The sequence below is a fragment of the Micromonospora sp. NPDC049139 genome, assembly GCF_055586845.1.
Window position 1 is genome coordinate 1 of record NZ_JBVJHK010000016.1, and the last position, 16,499, is coordinate 16,499.

Genomic DNA, 16,499 nt, shown 5'->3' on the forward strand with positions numbered 1-16,499 from the left:
GCACCGGAGGTGGCCAACTGGTGGCCGGCATGGCTGAACCAGCAGGGCTTCAAACGCACTGACATGACCATCCCAACCAACGACAAGGACCAGCGCCACTTCGTCGTGTTCGCCAAAAAGGTGCCGGCGGGACGCGTCACGCTCGGACCAAACGCAGCGACAACCGTGTACTCCACCGGCTACATCACGCTCCTAACCGCTCAGGGATGATGATTCCGTCACAAGGTTACTGAACGCCCCTTACCGGACCGGGCTGCTTCGCGGGGCTGTCAGGTCATATCGGATCTGGACGAACCATGTGGACGCTTTTGGGGAAGAACTCAGAAACAGATGACCGCGGAAAGCTGAGCCCAGTCGGACGGCATCGCCCCCTCCGTCCCCACTGCTGCGGGCCTACGCACCTCGCGTTTGGCCAAGGGCCGCATCGCTGTCAAGGAGAGGTGGTCGCCGAATAGTTCGTGGAGGATGTGTTGGTGGCAATGCTGACCCGACTGCCGGACGACGTTCAACTCGACCACGACGGGAAGGTACTCCGCGAGACCGCGGGCGACTCGTGGACGATCCCGCGCCTGCTGGTGAGCCCTCGTCCCGCATCGTGACCCACGATCGGCCGTATGAGACAGGACCCGGGTCGCCGCCACCCATTCACCCACAAGCAGTACACCCCAGCCAACTGCCCGTCGCTGGGCGCTTCAGCCACCCACAGGACACCAGTGGTACATGTCCTACTGCGAACTCGCCAGCTCACGGGCGATGTCGACCCGCGAATGGGCCCCGAGCTTCGCCAGGATATGGGAGACGTGGGTTTCCACGGTACGGCGGGACAGGAACAGTTGGGCGGCGATGTCAGGGTTGGACTGTCCCGCGGTGACGAGGTCGGCGATCTTCCTTTCCGTGGCGGTGAGGGCTTCCCGGCCGATGGTGGGCCGGCGGCGCGGTCCGCGGCGGCCGCGGCGGATGCCGTACGGCCGTAGGCGGGCGTCGGTGCGCATGGTGTCCCAGGCCGCCTCGAGCGACGTGTAGACCTCGACCGCCCGCACGTACGCGGCCCGCGCCGCAAGCGCGTCGCCGCGTTCGGCGTACAGCACGGCGGCGTCTTCCAGTGCCTGCGCGCCGAACAGGGGGTAGCCGATGCGGTGGAAGGTGTCGGCGGCGGCAAGAATCCCTGCGGGGTCGGCCGCCAGCAGGCCGGCGCAGTAGCCGGCCGCAGCGGTGGTGGCGGGATGCGCCTGCCCCTGGGCGGCGCCGGTTGCCCGGGCCGCGGCGGTGGCGATGGTACGGTCGCCGCAGATCAGCGCGAGGCGGACCACCTCGGCCAACCACATCGGCGTGTCCGGGGTCAGTTGCGGAAACTCGCGGTCCCCCTCGGGATCGAACACGGCCAGCAGGCGAACCAGCGCCTCGGCGGGCCGGCCCTCGCGCTCGGCCGCCAACGCCCAGGCAACCAGCAGGAGGTCGGCGTACAGACGCAAGCCGTTCCCGGGGCTTGTCAGCTCCTCGACGCCGAGGAACTCCCGCTCGGCCGCCGGCAGGTCGTCGCGGTGAACCGCGATCAACGCCCGCACCCCGCGGCCGGCCAGCCGATACGTCATGTCCATCGGCAGGTCGGTAGCAGCCTGCAGCTCCGCCAGCGCCTCGTCCCACCGCCCCCGGTAGAAGCTGTAGTCTGCGATCTTCGCCCGCAGATGCGCCAGCCGGGGCGGAGTGCCGGCACGTTCGGCGAACACCATGGCCTGGCCGAAGGCGTCGTCGGCCTCGGCGGGCCGTCCCAGGTTGTCCAAGCCACCCGCGCGGTTGATCATCAACAGCAGCCGCAGGTCGGCGACCGGCAGGTCGTCCCCCAACACCGCCAACGCGCGATCGATGAGCGCCACCTGCGCCGCCACGTCCCGCCGCTGGTTGTGCTCGACGAGGGCCAGGGCGTGCAGGGCGTATCCGACCGCCAGCCGGTCACCGGCCTGGTGCCCCTCGACCTCGGCTCGTGCGGCGGCCGCCCGAGCCTCGTCGAAACGCCCGACGCCGATGAGCGCAAGGGCGCGCAGGGCGTACAGCCGGGCGGTCCAGACCGCTGGCAGTTCCGGCCGCTTCAGCGTGTGCTCGGCGACCTCAACGGCCTGCTCGTACCGCCCCATGCGCATCAGCGCGTACCCAAGAGTCCAGGCCACCCGAGCGGCCACCACGGGATCGCGGCTGAAGGCCAGCACCGGACGGGCGAGCTGCTCGACCCGCTTATTGTCGCCAAGCTGCGACAGTGCGACCGACAGGTCGGCATCCAGCCGTTCCCGGCGCGGATCGTCGTCAACCGCCCCGCGGACCCGGGTCAACAGGTCGGCTGCCACCCGCGGCGCCCGGTAGGTCAAGGCTGCGGCTTCCCGGGCCACCCAATCGATCATCCACTCGTCGGCTGTCACAGGACCGGCGAGCAACTGCTCGGCCACCCGCTCCACCGGCGCCCCCGCGCCGGCCAGCGCCTGAGCCGCCTGCCGATGCAACGCCGCCCGCAGACTCGCCGGCATCGCCTCGTACAGCGCCTGCCGGATCAGTCCGTGCCGGAACACCAGCCGATTCCCTGACGGCGCCAATACCCCGCCCGCCACCGCCTCATCCACCACGGCCATCAACTCGGTCGCCGGCTGCCCGGAGACCACCGCCAGGTCATCGGCCGTGAACGCGGAACCCAACACCGCCGCCAGCCCCAGCACCGACCGGGGCCGCTCCGGCAAGAACCCCAACCGCCGCCCGATCGCCTCCGGCAACGACCCCGGCCACTCCCCCGCACCCGTCAACTCGGCCACTCCCGCCACCACGGTGATTCGGGACTCCCGGATCAACGCATCGACCGCCTCGCGGGCATAAAGCGGATTTCCCCCCGCCTGCCCCGTCAGCGCACCCAACGCCCCGCTCGGCACCGCGCCCACCAATTCGCCCACCACCTCGATCACCTGAGGTGCCGACAACGCTCCCAGCGGCAGCACCGTCGCCCCCTGCTCCACGAGGTCCCGCCGCGTTGCGGCCACTTCCGGCCGGCGTGGCAGCGGCCGGCACGCCGCCACCAGCAGCAACGGCGCCTGGGCGGCGGTCCGACCCAACCGCGACCACACCGACAGGCTCGCCTCGTCCGCCCACTGCACGTCATCCAGCACCAACACCACCGGCGCCGCCGAACACAACCGATCCACCAACGCCAGGACCTGCTCGGCCAACAACGCCGCCACATCTCGCGGCGTCACCAGCTCCGTCCTTCCCTCCCCCCGCAACAACCTCACCAACGGCGCCCGCAACGGATCCACCGAATCCCGCCCCACCAGCAGCGCATCCAGCAACACCTGCAACGGAAACGGCGGCAGCAACTCCGGCGCAGACCCCGCGTACACCACACACCCCAACCGCGCTGCCTCATCCATCGCCGCCGAGATCAGTGTCGACTTCCCGATCCCAGGTTCGCCGTCCACCCACACCATCCCGCCTCGGCCCTCAGCCACCCCCGCAATCAGCTCTCGCAAGACCGCCAACTCGACATCCCGACCGACCATTGCCGAGGCAGGTGAACGCATGCCGTCACGATAGGGCGACCAGTGGCGCAACGTGCCCCCGAGGAGCAGCCCTGGACGCAGGATTTCACCTGAACGCCCACGCACTCTCACCGATGGTGGGAACGAGCCCGAACACCCGATCCGACTCGGAGGCTTTCCATCGTGATCAGGGACTGAGGTCTCTTCATCGTGATGGGCCCGGTCACGGTGGGTGCGGGAAGGGTCTGTGGACATAGGGGGAAACTCCCGGTAAGACAGCAGTCAACCAGAGCCCGATGCCCCAACCGGGAGCCTCGCTGTGCTGTCTTACCCGTCCGCGGTCGCGCTGTCCGGCCGCACCCTGAATCACCTGGCCGACCTCATCCGCGCCGAACGCATCCGGCGCCGGGGCCGGTGGCGGCGCCTCGACGCCCGTCGGCAAGCCCTACTCGCCCTGGCCCATCTCCCTATCGGGTAGCCCATCACCCGTCCGGCCTGCGGCATCGCGGTCAGCGTCACGACCGCCTGACGGTACGTCCGGGAAGCCATCGACCTGCTCGCCACGCACGCCGAGGACCTGACCGCGGCCATGCGGCGCATCGCCCGGCTCGCGTGCGCGATCCTCGACGGCACCCTGATCCCCGTCGCGTCCAAGACGGCGACCCAGAGGCCGTACTACTCCGGAAAGCACAAGCGCCACGGAGTCAACGTGCAGGTCATCGCGGACTGCAAGGGATGCCTCATCTGGGCCTCGCCCGCGCTGCCCGGCGCCGTGCACGACCTGACCGCCGCCCGCACCCACGGCCTGATCGACGCGCTGAGCAGCATCAACACGACGACCTTCGCCGACAAGGCATACCAAGGCGCCGGCGGCAGCATCCGCACGCCCTTCGAGTGCCGCCGTCACCGGCCGCGACTGTCCCGCCGGCACTGGACCGTCAACCGGCACCACGCCAAGATCCGCGCCGTCGGCGAGCGCGCCGTCGCCACCCTCATGGGCTGGAAGCTGCACGCCGTCGCGACGGCGCCCCGGACGGTGGAAATTGGTGCAGCGGGTCGGTCTGGGTCACTCGTAGGATCTAGGTGCGGTGGAGTCCGCGTTGAAGCTTGACGCGAGGGGTAGGGCTGGAGCCCTGGATCGTTGCCGGTAGAACACGAGAGTCGGATTCAAGGTTGATCATTCCCTCGCCAGACCGTCCCGGTCCGAGGGCGGCCGGGACCATCCTGACAGGCGGTTCGGGGAGGACCCGAGGGCGAGACCCTGGGGCCCTCCACGACTGTCGCCACGGTCCGGTCAGTGTTTGACTCCGATGACGACCCCGTTTGCGCCGGCCGCGACGAACGGCAGGGTGCGGATGTCGGAGAACTTGGCATCCTGTAGCCAGGTCATGTACTCGGTTTCGGAGTAGTTCTTACCGGCCGTAGTCTCGATGAGCATGTTCATACCCATCAGGGCGGCCTCGGCGGGGCCGGTGCGGTCGGCATTGAGCATCAGTTCGCTGATGATGACCACACCGCCGGGTGCCAGCGCCTCGTAGGCGCGTCGGAGCAGTTCCCGGTCGGTGTCCTCACCCCAGTCGTGCATGATCATGCTGTACAGGATCACATCGTGGCCTGCTGGCAGTTCGACGTCACGCAGGAAGTCCCCGGCCACCGTGGTGATTCGCTCGCTCAATCCAGCATCGGCGATCTTGGAATCGGCGATGGGACATACGTGGGGCAGGTCGTATACCGTCGCCGACAGATTCGCGTAATGGCGGCACAGTTCGATCGGGAACGCTCCGGAGCCGCCCCCCACATCCAGCAGACGGGCGTGCTGGCCAAAATCGTAGACCTCGCCGAGAGCGCGGGCGGTGAATGTCGAGATGCAGTGCATCGCGTCCCAGAACAACTGCAGCATCTGCGAGTCCTCGGCCACGAACGGAGAGTCTTGGACATCCGGGTCCCAGGCGGTCGGCTTGTCCGTCCGAAGCGCCTCGACAACACGATCCCATGCCGGGTACTCGCGCTTGTCGTAGAACCGCACCAATCCGCCGAAATAGTAGGGGCGCCCTTCGACCAAGAACTTCTCGGCGAGTGCGGTATTTCCGTACCCGTCACCACGCCTCTCCAGCAATCCCAGCGAGGCGCAAGCGGTGAGCAGTAGATCCGCCGGACGAGACGGCAGTCCGAACTCGGCAGACGCCTCCGCCACGCTCATCGTCCGACCATCGGCAAGCCGGGTGAACAGACTCAACTCCACTGCAGCGGCGAAGGTCTTGAAGCTCGAGAATCCGGAACTCAGCTGCATCAGCGGCAGGGGAGTTAGCGTCATTTCATTCTCTACTTTCATTTCCGTCTGGAGCGCGGCACTTGCTGGTCCGCACCCCTCCTCCTTTCGGATACCGCTCGTACTGATTTCCGCACGTGGCGCGCCGATTCCCCTTTGGCCGCCACGCCGTGCCGCCTACGGAAGTCGGACAGCGCCTTGTGGCCCAACGCGTTGAACCAGGTGTCCACGCGCCCGGCCGGGTGCCGGCGCCCAGGTCGCGACCGCGCTTCTTGACCGACGAAAGCGCAACCGCCCGCTTAGGCGGCATCGGCTGCGCAGCGGCCTTCGATTACGATCGAGCACCCCTCCGCTGGCGAATCGAGGCGCGACAACCGCGCCAACACTGCGGCCGCCACCGACAATTATCGCCACTTTCCTTGAAGACCCCTTCGGGCTTCTTCTATTCCATCTCGCCAGGGGACGGGGTCGGGATGAGTAGTTGGCGCACGAGCCGCGACCTCCCCACGGAAGGGGCGCATTTCGGCGGACGGAACGACAGTGCAGTCAATCGCGACGAGAGGGAGCGTTCAAGGCCAGGGTGAGTTTTAATTCCGACAGTCGTGTTGGAATAGAGGCCAAATACCAAGCCCCACCGAGTTGGCGACTGGCCGCCAACAGTCCGGAGCAGTAAATGGTAACGAGCAGCTTGGCGGTCGGTAAAAGCTGCGCAGCAGCGCGTCTTGGTCGCCATTCGTCATGGACACCAAATCACTTGGTCCTTCATGTTGGATTTCACCGTACACCGCCCTCGAAGTTGTTCACAAGACTCGTTGATCGAAATTCCACGATCGGCCCGACCGGCCCTTCCGTCCTGCTGGAGCATCAGCCGGAACGCGCACCCACGTCCGGTGAGGACGGTGGCGAACTGGTCGAAAGCCGTCCAGTTTCGACGGCGCCTCGCCCTTGTTAGGGCGGTGTACTGGCGCGGCGCTTCGGGGTTGCGGGCGTCAACGATCGCGGCGGGGCATCGACTGGGGCACCAGGGAACAGGTGCCCGGGGAGGCGGAAGTCGACGATGAGCCGCCGCAAGTGCGGGCGACGCCGATCCCTGAACAACTCGAAGGCCCGCTGACCGCACGACCCGTGACCGACACGTCGCCATCCACGAACTACGCCTTACCGGCGTGAGCATCAACGCGATCGCCGAGGCCCTGGGCCTGGACCGCAAGACCGTACGCAGCTACGCCGCTACGCTCAAGCCGAAACCGCTGACGACCTGCTCAGCCACGGCCGCTGCGGCCGCACCGGACGAGCCCTGCGCCCTTACCTGACCCACATCTACCAGCGGTGGAACGCCGGCTGCGCCGACGCCGCCCTCATCTACACCGAGATCCGTCAGCAGGGCTACCGCGGCAGCGCACGCATTGTCCGCCGCCACCTGCAGCCCCTACGCGAGTCCGGCACTCCAGCCCCGACCCCCTGCGTGACCGTGTGGCAAGCGACGAACTGGATCACCCGTGCCCCGGACACCCTCACCGACGAGCACCAGGCCAAGCGACACACGATCCTCGACCGCTGCCCACCGCTACGCGAAGCCGCTGACATCGTCAGCTCCTTCGCCGTAATCATCGTCAACCTTCGAGGCCATGACCTGCCGGGCTGGCTCGACAAAGCCGAGGCCAGCACGGCTGCGGCCATTCGCAGCTTCGCCCTCGGCCTAGGCTAGACCTCGCCGCCGTCACCATTCGACTGTCCACGTCCCGCGCTCATCATGCGCCGCGCCGTGCTATTCGGACCCGAGGTGGCGTATGTCGTCCTCGGAGAGCAGGGCCAAGCCAGCAACCACGTCCCGGAACCCGTCGTACTCCGCGCGGCACCGCTGGCATCGCGCGATATGAGCCTCCATCATCCGATGCTCGTCGTCGGACAGAGCGTCCAACGCGAAGACTCCGAGCGCCAGCTTGAACGGGTCATTCGAACTTCCAGGCTGGCTCATTCACTCTTCCTGACCGTTGACGGTGCTGGCTTTCCAAGCCCAGATTACGTACCGTCGGCGTGGACGGTTCAGCCCAAGGGTGCTTCTGCCGGTCGCGCGCTGGCTGATTCAGCATCGGCAGGCTACCGGCGCCCGCCGGGATTTCTATAGGCCAGCGATGCCGTCCCGGGTCTTCCCGACGAACACAACGAGCCTTTTTAATCCTGGGTATCGGCTGGTCTCGACGCGGTGCAGGACGAGGATGGCCTGCACGATCGCGGTCGCGCGGCGGGGACAGCAACGCAGCTTGGCCAGGATTTTCCAGGTTTGGGAGCGTGTCGATTTCCGTGTTTGGGCCGTGGCGTGCGACGTACTACTACTTCGCGTTGTGGCGGGACGACGGCACCCACCAGGTGATCCGTGACCTGTTGTGCTGCAAGTCGGCCGGCATGCAGCCGGATCTGCGGGGATGCTGCCGGCTTGGCGCGGACGTGACCGGGTGCCATCGGGCTCTCGTCACTCTCTGCGAGGTAATCTGGCCGTCGGTGCGTCACCCGGTGGGCCCATACCACTGACAGCCGGTCCGGTTCTGGTAAAAGATCGCGTTCACGATCTTCCGCAGGTCGTAGTCACCCTGACGACCCGACACCGAGACCGACACGCGTCTGGCCCTCCACGCGTCCAGGAACGGCCCACTGCTCGTCGCTGACGTCGCTGGGATACGGCTTTCGATCACCCATGACCGGGCTAGCACCGCTCCGCCCCGGCCCCGTGACGACGGCCCAGAACGTTGCCGCTCGTCCGCGGCTGGTGTCGCGGCCGGGTCGACGCAGCTGGCTCGATGACTACGCAGCAACCCGGTGCGGTACGGGTACGCCCCCAAACATCCGTGAGCTACCCGATGTCTCTCAGCGCCCGACGAACGAGCCTTGCCTTGGGACAACCAGGTATGGAGGAGGGCAGCCATGGCGCTTGCGACCGGAACCGTCGCGGTCAGGGACCTATCCGCCGAGGAGCGGATGCAAGCCCTGTATGACACCCATGCCAAGCCGGTCTATTCATTCCTCCTGCGGCTCACTTTCGGCGAGCGCCAAGCGGCCGAGGACCTGCTGCAGGAGACGATGGTGCGGGCCTGGCGCAAAATCGAGGCCTTGAACACGGACATCGCAACGCTACGCCCCTGGTTGCTCACCGTCGCGCGACGAGTGGCCATCGACGCCGGTCGAGCGAAGCGGGCCCGGCCGGCGGAAGTCGGGCTGGTCGACATGACGGTCCTGCCATCCGGCGATGACGCCATCGAACGGATGCTCGCCGTTCAGACCATCAAGCGGGCGATGGCTCGGCTGACCCCAGACCACCGGAACGTGATCATCGAAGTCTACTTCCGTGAGCGGTCAGCCGCCGAGGCAGCCGCAGTGCTCGGCATTCCGGAGGGGACGGTCAAGTCACGCACCTACCACGCACTCCGGTCGCTGCGCGCCGCCATGGGCGCCACCGTGAAGCGCCAGCCCGAATAGCCCGAGGATTGGGTAGTTTGTGCCAACCGGCCGTCCTGCCGGCCGCCTCCTACCGGGGAGTGTGTCGATTTCCGTGTTTGGGCCTTGGCGTGATCGAGGTTGTTAGATGGTGATCCGGTCGCCGTAGGCGAGGACCAGGGCGTTGAGGGCCTTGGCCCGACCGTAGACCCGGCCGGTGATGCTCCCGCCACCTCGGTGTTTCTGCTGAACGACGAGGTAGAGGATCTTCATCGCGGCCTGCTCGGTCGGGAAGTGCCCGCGGCGTCGGGCGGCCTGCCAGAACCTGGCGTTGAGGCTCTCGATGATGTTGGTGGTGTGGAGGACCTTACAGACCTCGTGCTCGTAGTCGAGGAACGGCACGAACTGCGCCCAGGAGATCCGAGGCTGGGGACCAGGTGGTGTTCCAGATCGAGGTACCGGCCGAGTTGGTTTTCGTGGCGAGTGTCCCGCGCTTCAGTCAGTCGGTTGTGGCGGGCTACCTGGCACGCGGGATCGCGGGTCTTGCTCGGTAGGCACCCGAAGGCGCCCGCTTCGGCATCCACCTTTGCGTCGGCGACCTGCGACATCGGGCACTGGCGCGGCTGAGGAATAATGGCCCTTTAAGCGTCAGCAACTTCATGCTCAGTCGTTCTGTGCCTGCATCCGTTCAGACGCGCCGATCAAGCCCACCATTACGCGCAACCTCTCAGTGGAGAGTGACGTTGGGCAGTGGGCGGCCCGTAGCGTCGAACAACGCGGCTCCACAGTCGCAGCGCTCGTCGGCCAGGGTCTGGGTCGCCGACAGCTGCCAGACCAGCATCTCCGAGCAGTTCGGGCAGTCCAGGCTGACCAGGGTCTCTTCGGGTTCCGAGTCCCAGGCCCGCACCGGGAGGCCCTGGTGCATCAGCCCGGTCAGCTCACGCTCACCGGTCAGCGCGACCAGTACCTCGTAGGTGTCGGTGCCGTTGTCCCGCACCACAAGCGTGCAGCCGAGATCTACCAGCACACCGGACAGATGATCGAGCTGGCGGACCGGGAAATCACCGCGGCGCAGAGTCGGGTCGGCCTCGGCCGCATCGTAGAGGACGTTGGTGTCGACGTCTGTCGGCTCTGCCCCGAAGGCCCGTACCCGACCAGCCACGAACGCCGCCAGCTGGCCTGGGTAATCCTCACCAGTCCAGTCCATCCTGAACATCACACTGTCGACTCGAACCCCCCGCGCCCGCTCACCCGGGGTCAGGACCAGCTCTTCCAGCTCTGCCACGACGATCACGCTATCAACTGCCGGGCGGCGGACCCGTTGTTGTGTCGTTGTCGTGCATGACCAACACCAGCCTCCGCGCCTATCTGCGCGACCTCTTAGACACTCAGACGATCACCGATGGGCTGCGAGCCCTTCACGCTCGGGTGGCCCGCGACTACGAAGCCCTACCGACCGGCGCGCTCCGTCAACGGGCTTGGCGCTGAAGCCGATGGTCGTCGACGGTGGTGAGCCATGAGCCGTCGCCGAGCGGTTCGAAGTCGTACTGTTCAGCAGAGAACGGTGCCATCTGCCCTCGGACCTCGCCGGTTCGCGGATCGACGATGTACCGCTCGAACCACTCCTCCTCATCGTCGGCCTCGCCGATGACGGTCACAACGGCGGTGTCGTCGCCGAGGTAGCCGCCAACCCACTCGACGACCACGCCGGCGGGATCATGGCCGAGCGACTCCGCCGTTACTCGCGCGACGACTGCGCCGTCGGGATACGCATGGAAAGCGGCGTCATGCTGATCGTGGTCCACGGTCATGAACTGGCGGCCGCCCGGCGCTACGTCGACAAGGACCCGATCCGGCCACGGATACTCGGTCAGCTCGATCCGACCGTTCTCGAAGCGACCCCGGTAGACCAGCGAGCCATCCTGTCCTTCCCCCACGTTCAGCAGCATGTGCCTGCCGTCTGGATGGGCGAAGTGTTTGCCCCCGTGACCGGCCGAACACAAGTCCACCTGCGCCATCACCCGGCCGGTACCCGCGTCGACGGCCAACCACTGATCGGCGCCGGTACCGCGCGCCATCGCGTCAGGTCGGAACACCCACACGATCATTCCGTCCAAGGAGTAGGCGCAGCAGCTATGGACGATGGGCCACGGTGCCGCAGCGGGGATGAAGTCGAGCTGCCACAGCCGCCGTCCGGTACGGTCGATACACGTCACGTGGTCGGGCATCGCGTACACCGCGCGGCTCAGGTCGGGTGCTACGGCATGGTCGTCCAACTCCATGTGCGCCCCAACGGGAAAGGTCGCTGCGGGCACCACGTCCGACACCGGCGCTGAGCCGACAGGAATCTCGTAGGCCAGCACAAGCCCATCCCGGTACCGGGATCGCACACGAAATTGCGTCATGGCGCAGGACGGTAGCCGACCCGAAGGCGGGACTCGTGACCGACGTGCCAGCCCAACTTCGTTGGAGTTCGATCGCCGAGGCGAGCCTCGATCAGCACCATCCGTAGTCTCATCCGACGCGCATGGACCCTCTACCGGTGGGACAGCCGCCCCACCCACCGCCGATGATCACCAACCATTCCGCGCGACCTCTTAGATAGCTAACTTGATCCTTAACCTGTACGGCGTGGCTCCGGGAACATTCGAGTTCTTTGTCTCGCCATTTGTCTGTGCTGGGTGACGATGTGGACGTCGTGGCGGGCTGCCCCGAACCGGGTTTGATAGAGGCATCGAAGCCTTGGAGGAACACCAGCGATGCCGGCACCGAAGAAGTACCCCGATGAGCTGCCTGAGCGTGCGACCCGGTTGACGGTCGAGGCCCGCCGGGATCCGGCCGGTGCGGTGGGAGCGATCCGGTGGATCGCTCGGGATCCATCCCGAGGCGTTGCGTACGTGGGTGAAGCGGACCGAGACCGACGCCGGCGAGGGGGCCGGGTACCACCCGCGGCGATGCGTTCCGCATCGCCGCCCTCGAACGGGAGGAAACTGCCGCAGCCACTGCGAGGGATCAAATGAACTCGCCTCCGTGTCGGTCGGTAGACGGCATCGGAAGACAGTCAGTGCCCAGCGGTGGTGTGGGCGATTCGGGCGAGAGTCGGGATTGCGGTATTGACCTCGGCGGTGCGGCGGCGGCGATGTCGGCTACGAACGCGTCGACTTGGCCCTTGCTGACGCCAGGCATGCAGATGATGTGGCTGGTGTCCCCGTCGGTGGCCAGCAGCCACTTCTTGCGCACCTGTTCCGGTGGGGTGGCAAGGACGACGGTGAAGGCGTGGGGATGCCGCCACGCGGGCCATCCCGCGGCGGTGAGCTGGTTGACGGCATAGGCGGCAAGGGTTCGGGCTTCGCTGACCCGCCGGCGGTGTCCTTCGCGGCCGTGGGTGGCGATGGCGTGCCACAGCAGTGCGGCGGCCAGGCCGCAGCGGGAGCCGGTGATGGTGGTGTCGACGGTGTCGGTGTAGGCGACGTGGCTGCTGTGGCTGCGGACGCCGTCGCGGATGAGGACGACTCCGCACGGAGTCGGCACACCGAGAAACTTGTGACCGGACATGGCGATGCTGCCGATGCCACCGGCGTCATCGAGGCGTAGCCGACCGTCGAGGGCGAGCGGGATGCCGGACAGTGCCGCGTCGACGTGCAGGTGCCCGCCCGCGCCGTACTCGTCGAGGACGGCGCGGATGCGGGTGGTGTCGTCCACCGCCTCGGTCATGGTGGTGCCGGCCGTGGCCACCACGATGGCGGGCCAGCGTCGCCGTCTGCGGACCTGCGCGGCGAGATGCGCATAGTCCATCTCCCCGTCCGGCCGCGCCTCGATGACCACGCTCCGCGCGCCCAGTAACGCCACGGTTTTGGAGACCGAGTAGTGCGCGGCGGTCGAGTAGTAGATCCGGGCGGTGGGATAACGGCGGTAGGCGGCGTGCAGGGCAGCCAGGTTGCCTTCGGTGCCGCCCGTGGTCACGTAGCCCCACCGGTCATCGGCCGGCATGGACAGGATGTCGGCGACCCAGGTGATGACGGCCCGCTCCAGCACCCGCGTGTGGGCTGTCCCGCCCGGGTCCGCCGGATCGCCGATGTTGTTCCACAACCGGCTGCCCAGGCGGGCCATGACCTTGCTGTGGTCGAGGTCCACGGCCCCGGGAAACCCGATACTCGTCGCCGCGTCGGCGTCGGCCTGCTGCACCAGGCGGTCGAGGACGGCCGTGACATCGATCGGCGCGAGGCTGAGGTCCGCGGCACCGAGGAGACTGAGGATGGAGGTGTGGGTCACGCCGGCCGCCTAACGGTGAGGTAGGCGGTGAGGATGTCGTGCAGCGCGCCGAGTTGCCGCCACACCTCCCGGGTGGCGTCATCGTCTTCTTCGGTGAGGTGCTGGTGGGGGTTGTAGTAGGTGATCCGGTCCGGGTCGAGGGTTCTGTTGCAGCGGATCCCGTCCACGCCGAGGCGGGCGTGGGGGTCACGGTCGATGTGCAGGGCGGTGCCGTCGGTCAGCAGCGCGTAGCACTGGCCTTTGAGGTCGAACGCCGACCGGTAGCGGCCGTTGGCCCATTCGTCGCGCAGGGTCCGGGCGACCTGGTACCAGCGGCCCTGATCCGAGTCGAGGGTGGTGACGCCGATGCCGACGTAGGTCGCGTCGTCGGGCAGGGCCATGTCTCCGCCGTTGACCATCGAGCCATCCGGCCCGAGAGGATGCCACCGGCGCCCGGCGGAGGCGGCACGTGAGATGTTGTCGCTGGCGACGACCGCCAGGTCGCCGAGCAGCCGAGGTAGGTCATCGGATTCCGGCGAGGCCAGCCACAGCCGGTGGGCCATGTGCAGCCGGTAGCCGTGTGGCTCGGCCGGGGCCTCGGATCTAAAGAACAGCATCACCCCGTGCGGACCGAGCGCATCGCGCTGCCCGAACCGCTGGTCGGCCTCGACCATGTGGCCGGCGTTGGCCCGCTTGGAGCGATACGCGACTTGCCTGCGCAGGTCCGCCCAGCGGCGGTCCCTAGCCGGCACACCGTCACCGTCCTGCCTCTGCGAGGGCGCAGGCGGGGGTGGTGTGGGGGGAAACGTGGTGCCAGCCGGTCGGTGGTAATCGCCGGGCACTGGGACCGCGCCGTAGCCGGGTGGTGGTGGTGCGTAGTCGGCTGGCCTCCGGGAGGCAGCGGGCGGTGCCGCCGGTGGGCGCTCTGGTCGCCAGCCGGGGTGAAAGGGATCGACACCGTAATGCCCGCCGCGTGCGGCAGTATGATTGCTCATCGTCGCGATCCTCCTTCTCAGATCGAGACGTTGATGGCGTCGGGAACGGCGTGCGCCGTCGGGGTACCGCGGCCAATGCCGGCGTAGACCTCAGGACGGGCTCGCCGCAGGCTCCCGGCCCACACCCCGCCCGCAACGGCGGTGGCGACGAGGATCGCGGGCAGCAGGATGGGGTACAGCGACCCGGGCGCGGCCCCGAGCAGCGAGCTGACGTTACCGAGCATCAAGGCCAGCACCACCAGCCCGCCGAGCACGCCCAGGGCGGGCGCGAGCCGCCACTCCCACACCCCCGGCCGTAGCCCGCGCACGCTGTCCGGTGCCCGCAACGCGGCCACCGACGCGGCCAACAGCAGACACAGCAGCCCCATCGCACCCAGCGTCGACAGCCAGGTGAACATCGCCGCGACGGGGTCAGCGCCGCTGAACGCGAACGCGCCCACTACCACCGTGGCGACACCGGTCTGCGCCAGTGACCCGCCGCGCGGCGCGCTGACCCGAGTCGCGCTGCCGCCTCGCGCGAGCCCAACAGGCAGGACGCCCTCGCGGGCCATCGCGAACACATACCGTGCGAGCACGGCGTGGAACGCCAGCATCGACGTGACGATCGCGAAGACCAGCATCAGCTCCGCGAGGACAACCCACCCACCGCCAAGACGCTCCAGGACCGAGAACGGCAGCCCGCCGGCAGGGTCAGCGGCGACCTCGGCGACGGCTCCGGGGCCGACCGCCACCCCCATCGCCCACGCGGCCACCGCATACACCCCACCGAGCACCACCACTCCTGCCGTGGTGGCCCGGCTGACCGACCTGCGGTCGATGGCCTCCTCGACGAACGATCCCGGCGCGTCTATGCCCATGAACGCGGCCACGCAGAAGGCAACCGCGCCGCCAAGGCCGCTAACCGCCAACCCGGAGGCGTCGAAGCCCGCCCAGGACAGCCCACCGTCCGCCGGTTCTCCCATACCGGCCAGCACGAACGCCGTGACGACCAGCAGCGAGACGACCAGCACGGCGGCCAGGACCCGGGTGGACAACACGATCGCCCGCAGACCCAACACCCCGACGCCGGCCAGGGCGAGGCCCGCCCACACCCACCACGTGCCGCCGAGCTGCGCGGCGATCGTCGCCCCGAACAGCCCGTACAGGCTGGTCTGGATGGCGTTGTAGGCCACCAAGGCGACCAGGCCGGCGGCGACGCCCCAGCCACGGCCCAACCCCTTCGCGAGGATGCCGTAGTAGGCCGCCGGGTGCCGGACCTGGCGTGCCATCGCCGTGTACCCGACCGCGAGCACCGCCACCGTACCCGCGACGAGCACGAAGGTCAGGGGCAGAGCCGTCACCTTGGTGGTCGCGTACGTCGCGACGATGCCTCCGGCGAGCACCACCATGGGCGCCGACGCCGCAGCCCCGATCACCCACAACCCGAACGGAGTCAGCGTCCGCCGCGCGAGAGCTACCTGCACATGCGTTGACTTCACCGCAGCTCCCCCCGCTCCGGAAAGATTGGGCACGACGAGCGCTGGCAGTCATCCGCTGGATGTCGGTCCCCGGTGAGGGCGTTGGCCGCCATCAGGTGCACCGTCGCCGGCCGTACCGGGCCGGCGCGCCAGTAGCCCTGGTCACGGCCGAGCCGCCGCTGCGTGGTGTCCGCGTCGGGCGTGAACCTGAACAGGTCGTGGTGTCCGTCCGGCCACTCCCGCCGAATCGCGTACCTCCATGCGTACTTCGCGGCCGTCGCGTTTGCCACGTCCGTGACCGCGGCACCGGTGCCGGCGGCGTGCGGCCGTGCCGGCAACCGCTGCCCGGCATCGAGCGTTCGCGGTGGGGAGGCAGTAAGCGGTCCGGGGACCAGGGTCAGCATGAGGATGTGTCTCCTTGAAAATCGGGGCACATAGGGTTGGAACTCCGGTTGAGCAGTTCGGACGAGTCGGCACTCGTGCGTGACGGGTAGCGCGGGGCGCCGAGAAACCGTGCGGTTTGGCGCGACAGGCGTGGGGAGCCCCTGTCATCACCTTCCGGTCGAGCCAGGAAACCGCGAAG

General features: G+C 68.0%; 14 protein-coding genes and 3 pseudogenes. 6 read left to right on the forward strand and 11 right to left on the reverse strand.

All coding sequences use genetic code 11. From position 1 onward, the window contains the following. A partial coding sequence (locus ACZ6Q9_RS23885; protein ID WP_396829610.1) for a hypothetical protein occupies positions 1-210 on the forward strand: 210 nt, incomplete at its 5' end. Between the two features lie 515 nt (positions 211-725). On the opposite strand, the gene ACZ6Q9_RS23890 is transcribed toward ACZ6Q9_RS23885, so the two are convergent. Beyond that, complete coding sequence (locus ACZ6Q9_RS23890) at positions 726-3,554, reverse strand: AAA family ATPase (protein WP_396829611.1); 2,829 nt, start codon at positions 3,552-3,554, stop codon at positions 726-728. 277 nt (positions 3,555-3,831) lie between these two features. Between ACZ6Q9_RS23890 and ACZ6Q9_RS23895 the strand changes: the two are divergent. Continuing rightward, positions 3,832-4,521: pseudogene (locus ACZ6Q9_RS23895) on the forward strand (transposase family protein); the annotation flags it as partial. A gap of 285 nt (positions 4,522-4,806) precedes the next feature. On the opposite strand, the gene ACZ6Q9_RS23900 reads toward ACZ6Q9_RS23895, so the two are convergent. Then, on the reverse strand, positions 4,807-5,802 hold the full coding sequence (locus ACZ6Q9_RS23900; RefSeq protein ID WP_396829612.1) for a methyltransferase: 996 nt from the start codon (positions 5,800-5,802) through the stop codon (positions 4,807-4,809). Positions 5,803-6,947: 1,145 nt separating this feature from the next. Between ACZ6Q9_RS23900 and ACZ6Q9_RS23905 the strand changes: the two genes are divergently transcribed. After that, on the forward strand, positions 6,948-7,094 hold the full coding sequence (locus ACZ6Q9_RS23905; protein WP_396829613.1) for a hypothetical protein: 147 nt from the start codon (positions 6,948-6,950) through the stop codon (positions 7,092-7,094). Between the two features lie 152 nt (positions 7,095-7,246). After that, the gene (locus ACZ6Q9_RS23910) at positions 7,247-7,489 is read left to right on the forward strand and encodes a hypothetical protein (RefSeq protein ID WP_396829614.1); all 243 of its coding nucleotides are present in this window, start codon (positions 7,247-7,249) and stop codon (positions 7,487-7,489) included. Between the two features lie 60 nt (positions 7,490-7,549). Here the strand turns inward: ACZ6Q9_RS23910 and ACZ6Q9_RS23915 are convergent, their stop codons facing one another. Continuing rightward, complete coding sequence (locus ACZ6Q9_RS23915) at positions 7,550-7,759, reverse strand: zf-HC2 domain-containing protein (RefSeq protein WP_396829615.1); 210 nt, start codon at positions 7,757-7,759, stop codon at positions 7,550-7,552. A gap of 335 nt (positions 7,760-8,094) precedes the next feature. On the opposite strand from ACZ6Q9_RS23915, the pseudogene ACZ6Q9_RS23920 reads away from it, so the two are divergent. Beyond that, a pseudogene (locus tag ACZ6Q9_RS23920) lies at positions 8,095-8,181 on the forward strand (IS5 family transposase); the annotation flags it as partial. A gap of 125 nt (positions 8,182-8,306) precedes the next feature. Here the strand turns inward: ACZ6Q9_RS23920 and ACZ6Q9_RS23925 are convergent. Next, positions 8,307-8,478: pseudogene (locus ACZ6Q9_RS23925) on the reverse strand (transposase); the annotation flags it as partial. Between the two features lie 225 nt (positions 8,479-8,703). Between ACZ6Q9_RS23925 and ACZ6Q9_RS23930 the strand changes: the two are divergent. Beyond that, positions 8,704-9,255 (forward strand): sigma-70 family RNA polymerase sigma factor, encoded by a 552-nt coding sequence (locus tag ACZ6Q9_RS23930; protein ID WP_396829616.1) that lies wholly within the window; start codon positions 8,704-8,706, stop codon positions 9,253-9,255. Between the two features lie 102 nt (positions 9,256-9,357). Here the strand turns inward: ACZ6Q9_RS23930 and ACZ6Q9_RS23935 are convergent, their stop codons facing one another. From ACZ6Q9_RS23935 to ACZ6Q9_RS23965, 7 genes are all read right to left on the reverse strand, one after another. Further along, positions 9,358-9,615, reverse strand: a complete 258-nt coding sequence (locus ACZ6Q9_RS23935) for a transposase (RefSeq protein ID WP_393271187.1) — start codon at positions 9,613-9,615, stop codon at positions 9,358-9,360. A 325-nt stretch (positions 9,616-9,940) separates the two neighbouring features. Next, a complete protein-coding gene (locus ACZ6Q9_RS23940; protein ID WP_393271189.1) occupies positions 9,941-10,498 on the reverse strand; it encodes a hypothetical protein in 558 nt (185 codons plus the stop codon). Between the two features lie 184 nt (positions 10,499-10,682). Beyond that, a complete protein-coding gene (locus ACZ6Q9_RS23945; RefSeq protein WP_396829617.1) occupies positions 10,683-11,576 on the reverse strand; it encodes a hypothetical protein in 894 nt (297 codons plus the stop codon). 649 nt (positions 11,577-12,225) lie between these two features. Further along, positions 12,226-13,485 carry a histidine decarboxylase gene (locus tag ACZ6Q9_RS23950; protein ID WP_396829618.1) on the reverse strand — a complete coding sequence of 420 codons (1,260 nt, stop codon included), beginning with the start codon at positions 13,483-13,485 and terminating at the stop codon, positions 12,226-12,228. Next, positions 13,482-14,216, reverse strand: a complete 735-nt coding sequence (locus tag ACZ6Q9_RS23955) for a hypothetical protein (RefSeq protein WP_396829619.1) — start codon at positions 14,214-14,216, stop codon at positions 13,482-13,484. The genes ACZ6Q9_RS23950 and ACZ6Q9_RS23955 overlap by 4 nt, the downstream gene beginning before the upstream one ends. 260 nt (positions 14,217-14,476) lie before the next feature. Then, complete coding sequence (locus ACZ6Q9_RS23960) at positions 14,477-15,922, reverse strand: APC family permease (RefSeq protein WP_393271146.1); 1,446 nt, start codon at positions 15,920-15,922, stop codon at positions 14,477-14,479. An 11-nt stretch (positions 15,923-15,933) separates the two neighbouring features. Then, on the reverse strand, positions 15,934-16,206 hold the full coding sequence (locus ACZ6Q9_RS23965; RefSeq protein WP_393455059.1) for a hypothetical protein: 273 nt from the start codon (positions 16,204-16,206) through the stop codon (positions 15,934-15,936). Positions 16,207-16,499: the final 293 nt, after the last annotated feature.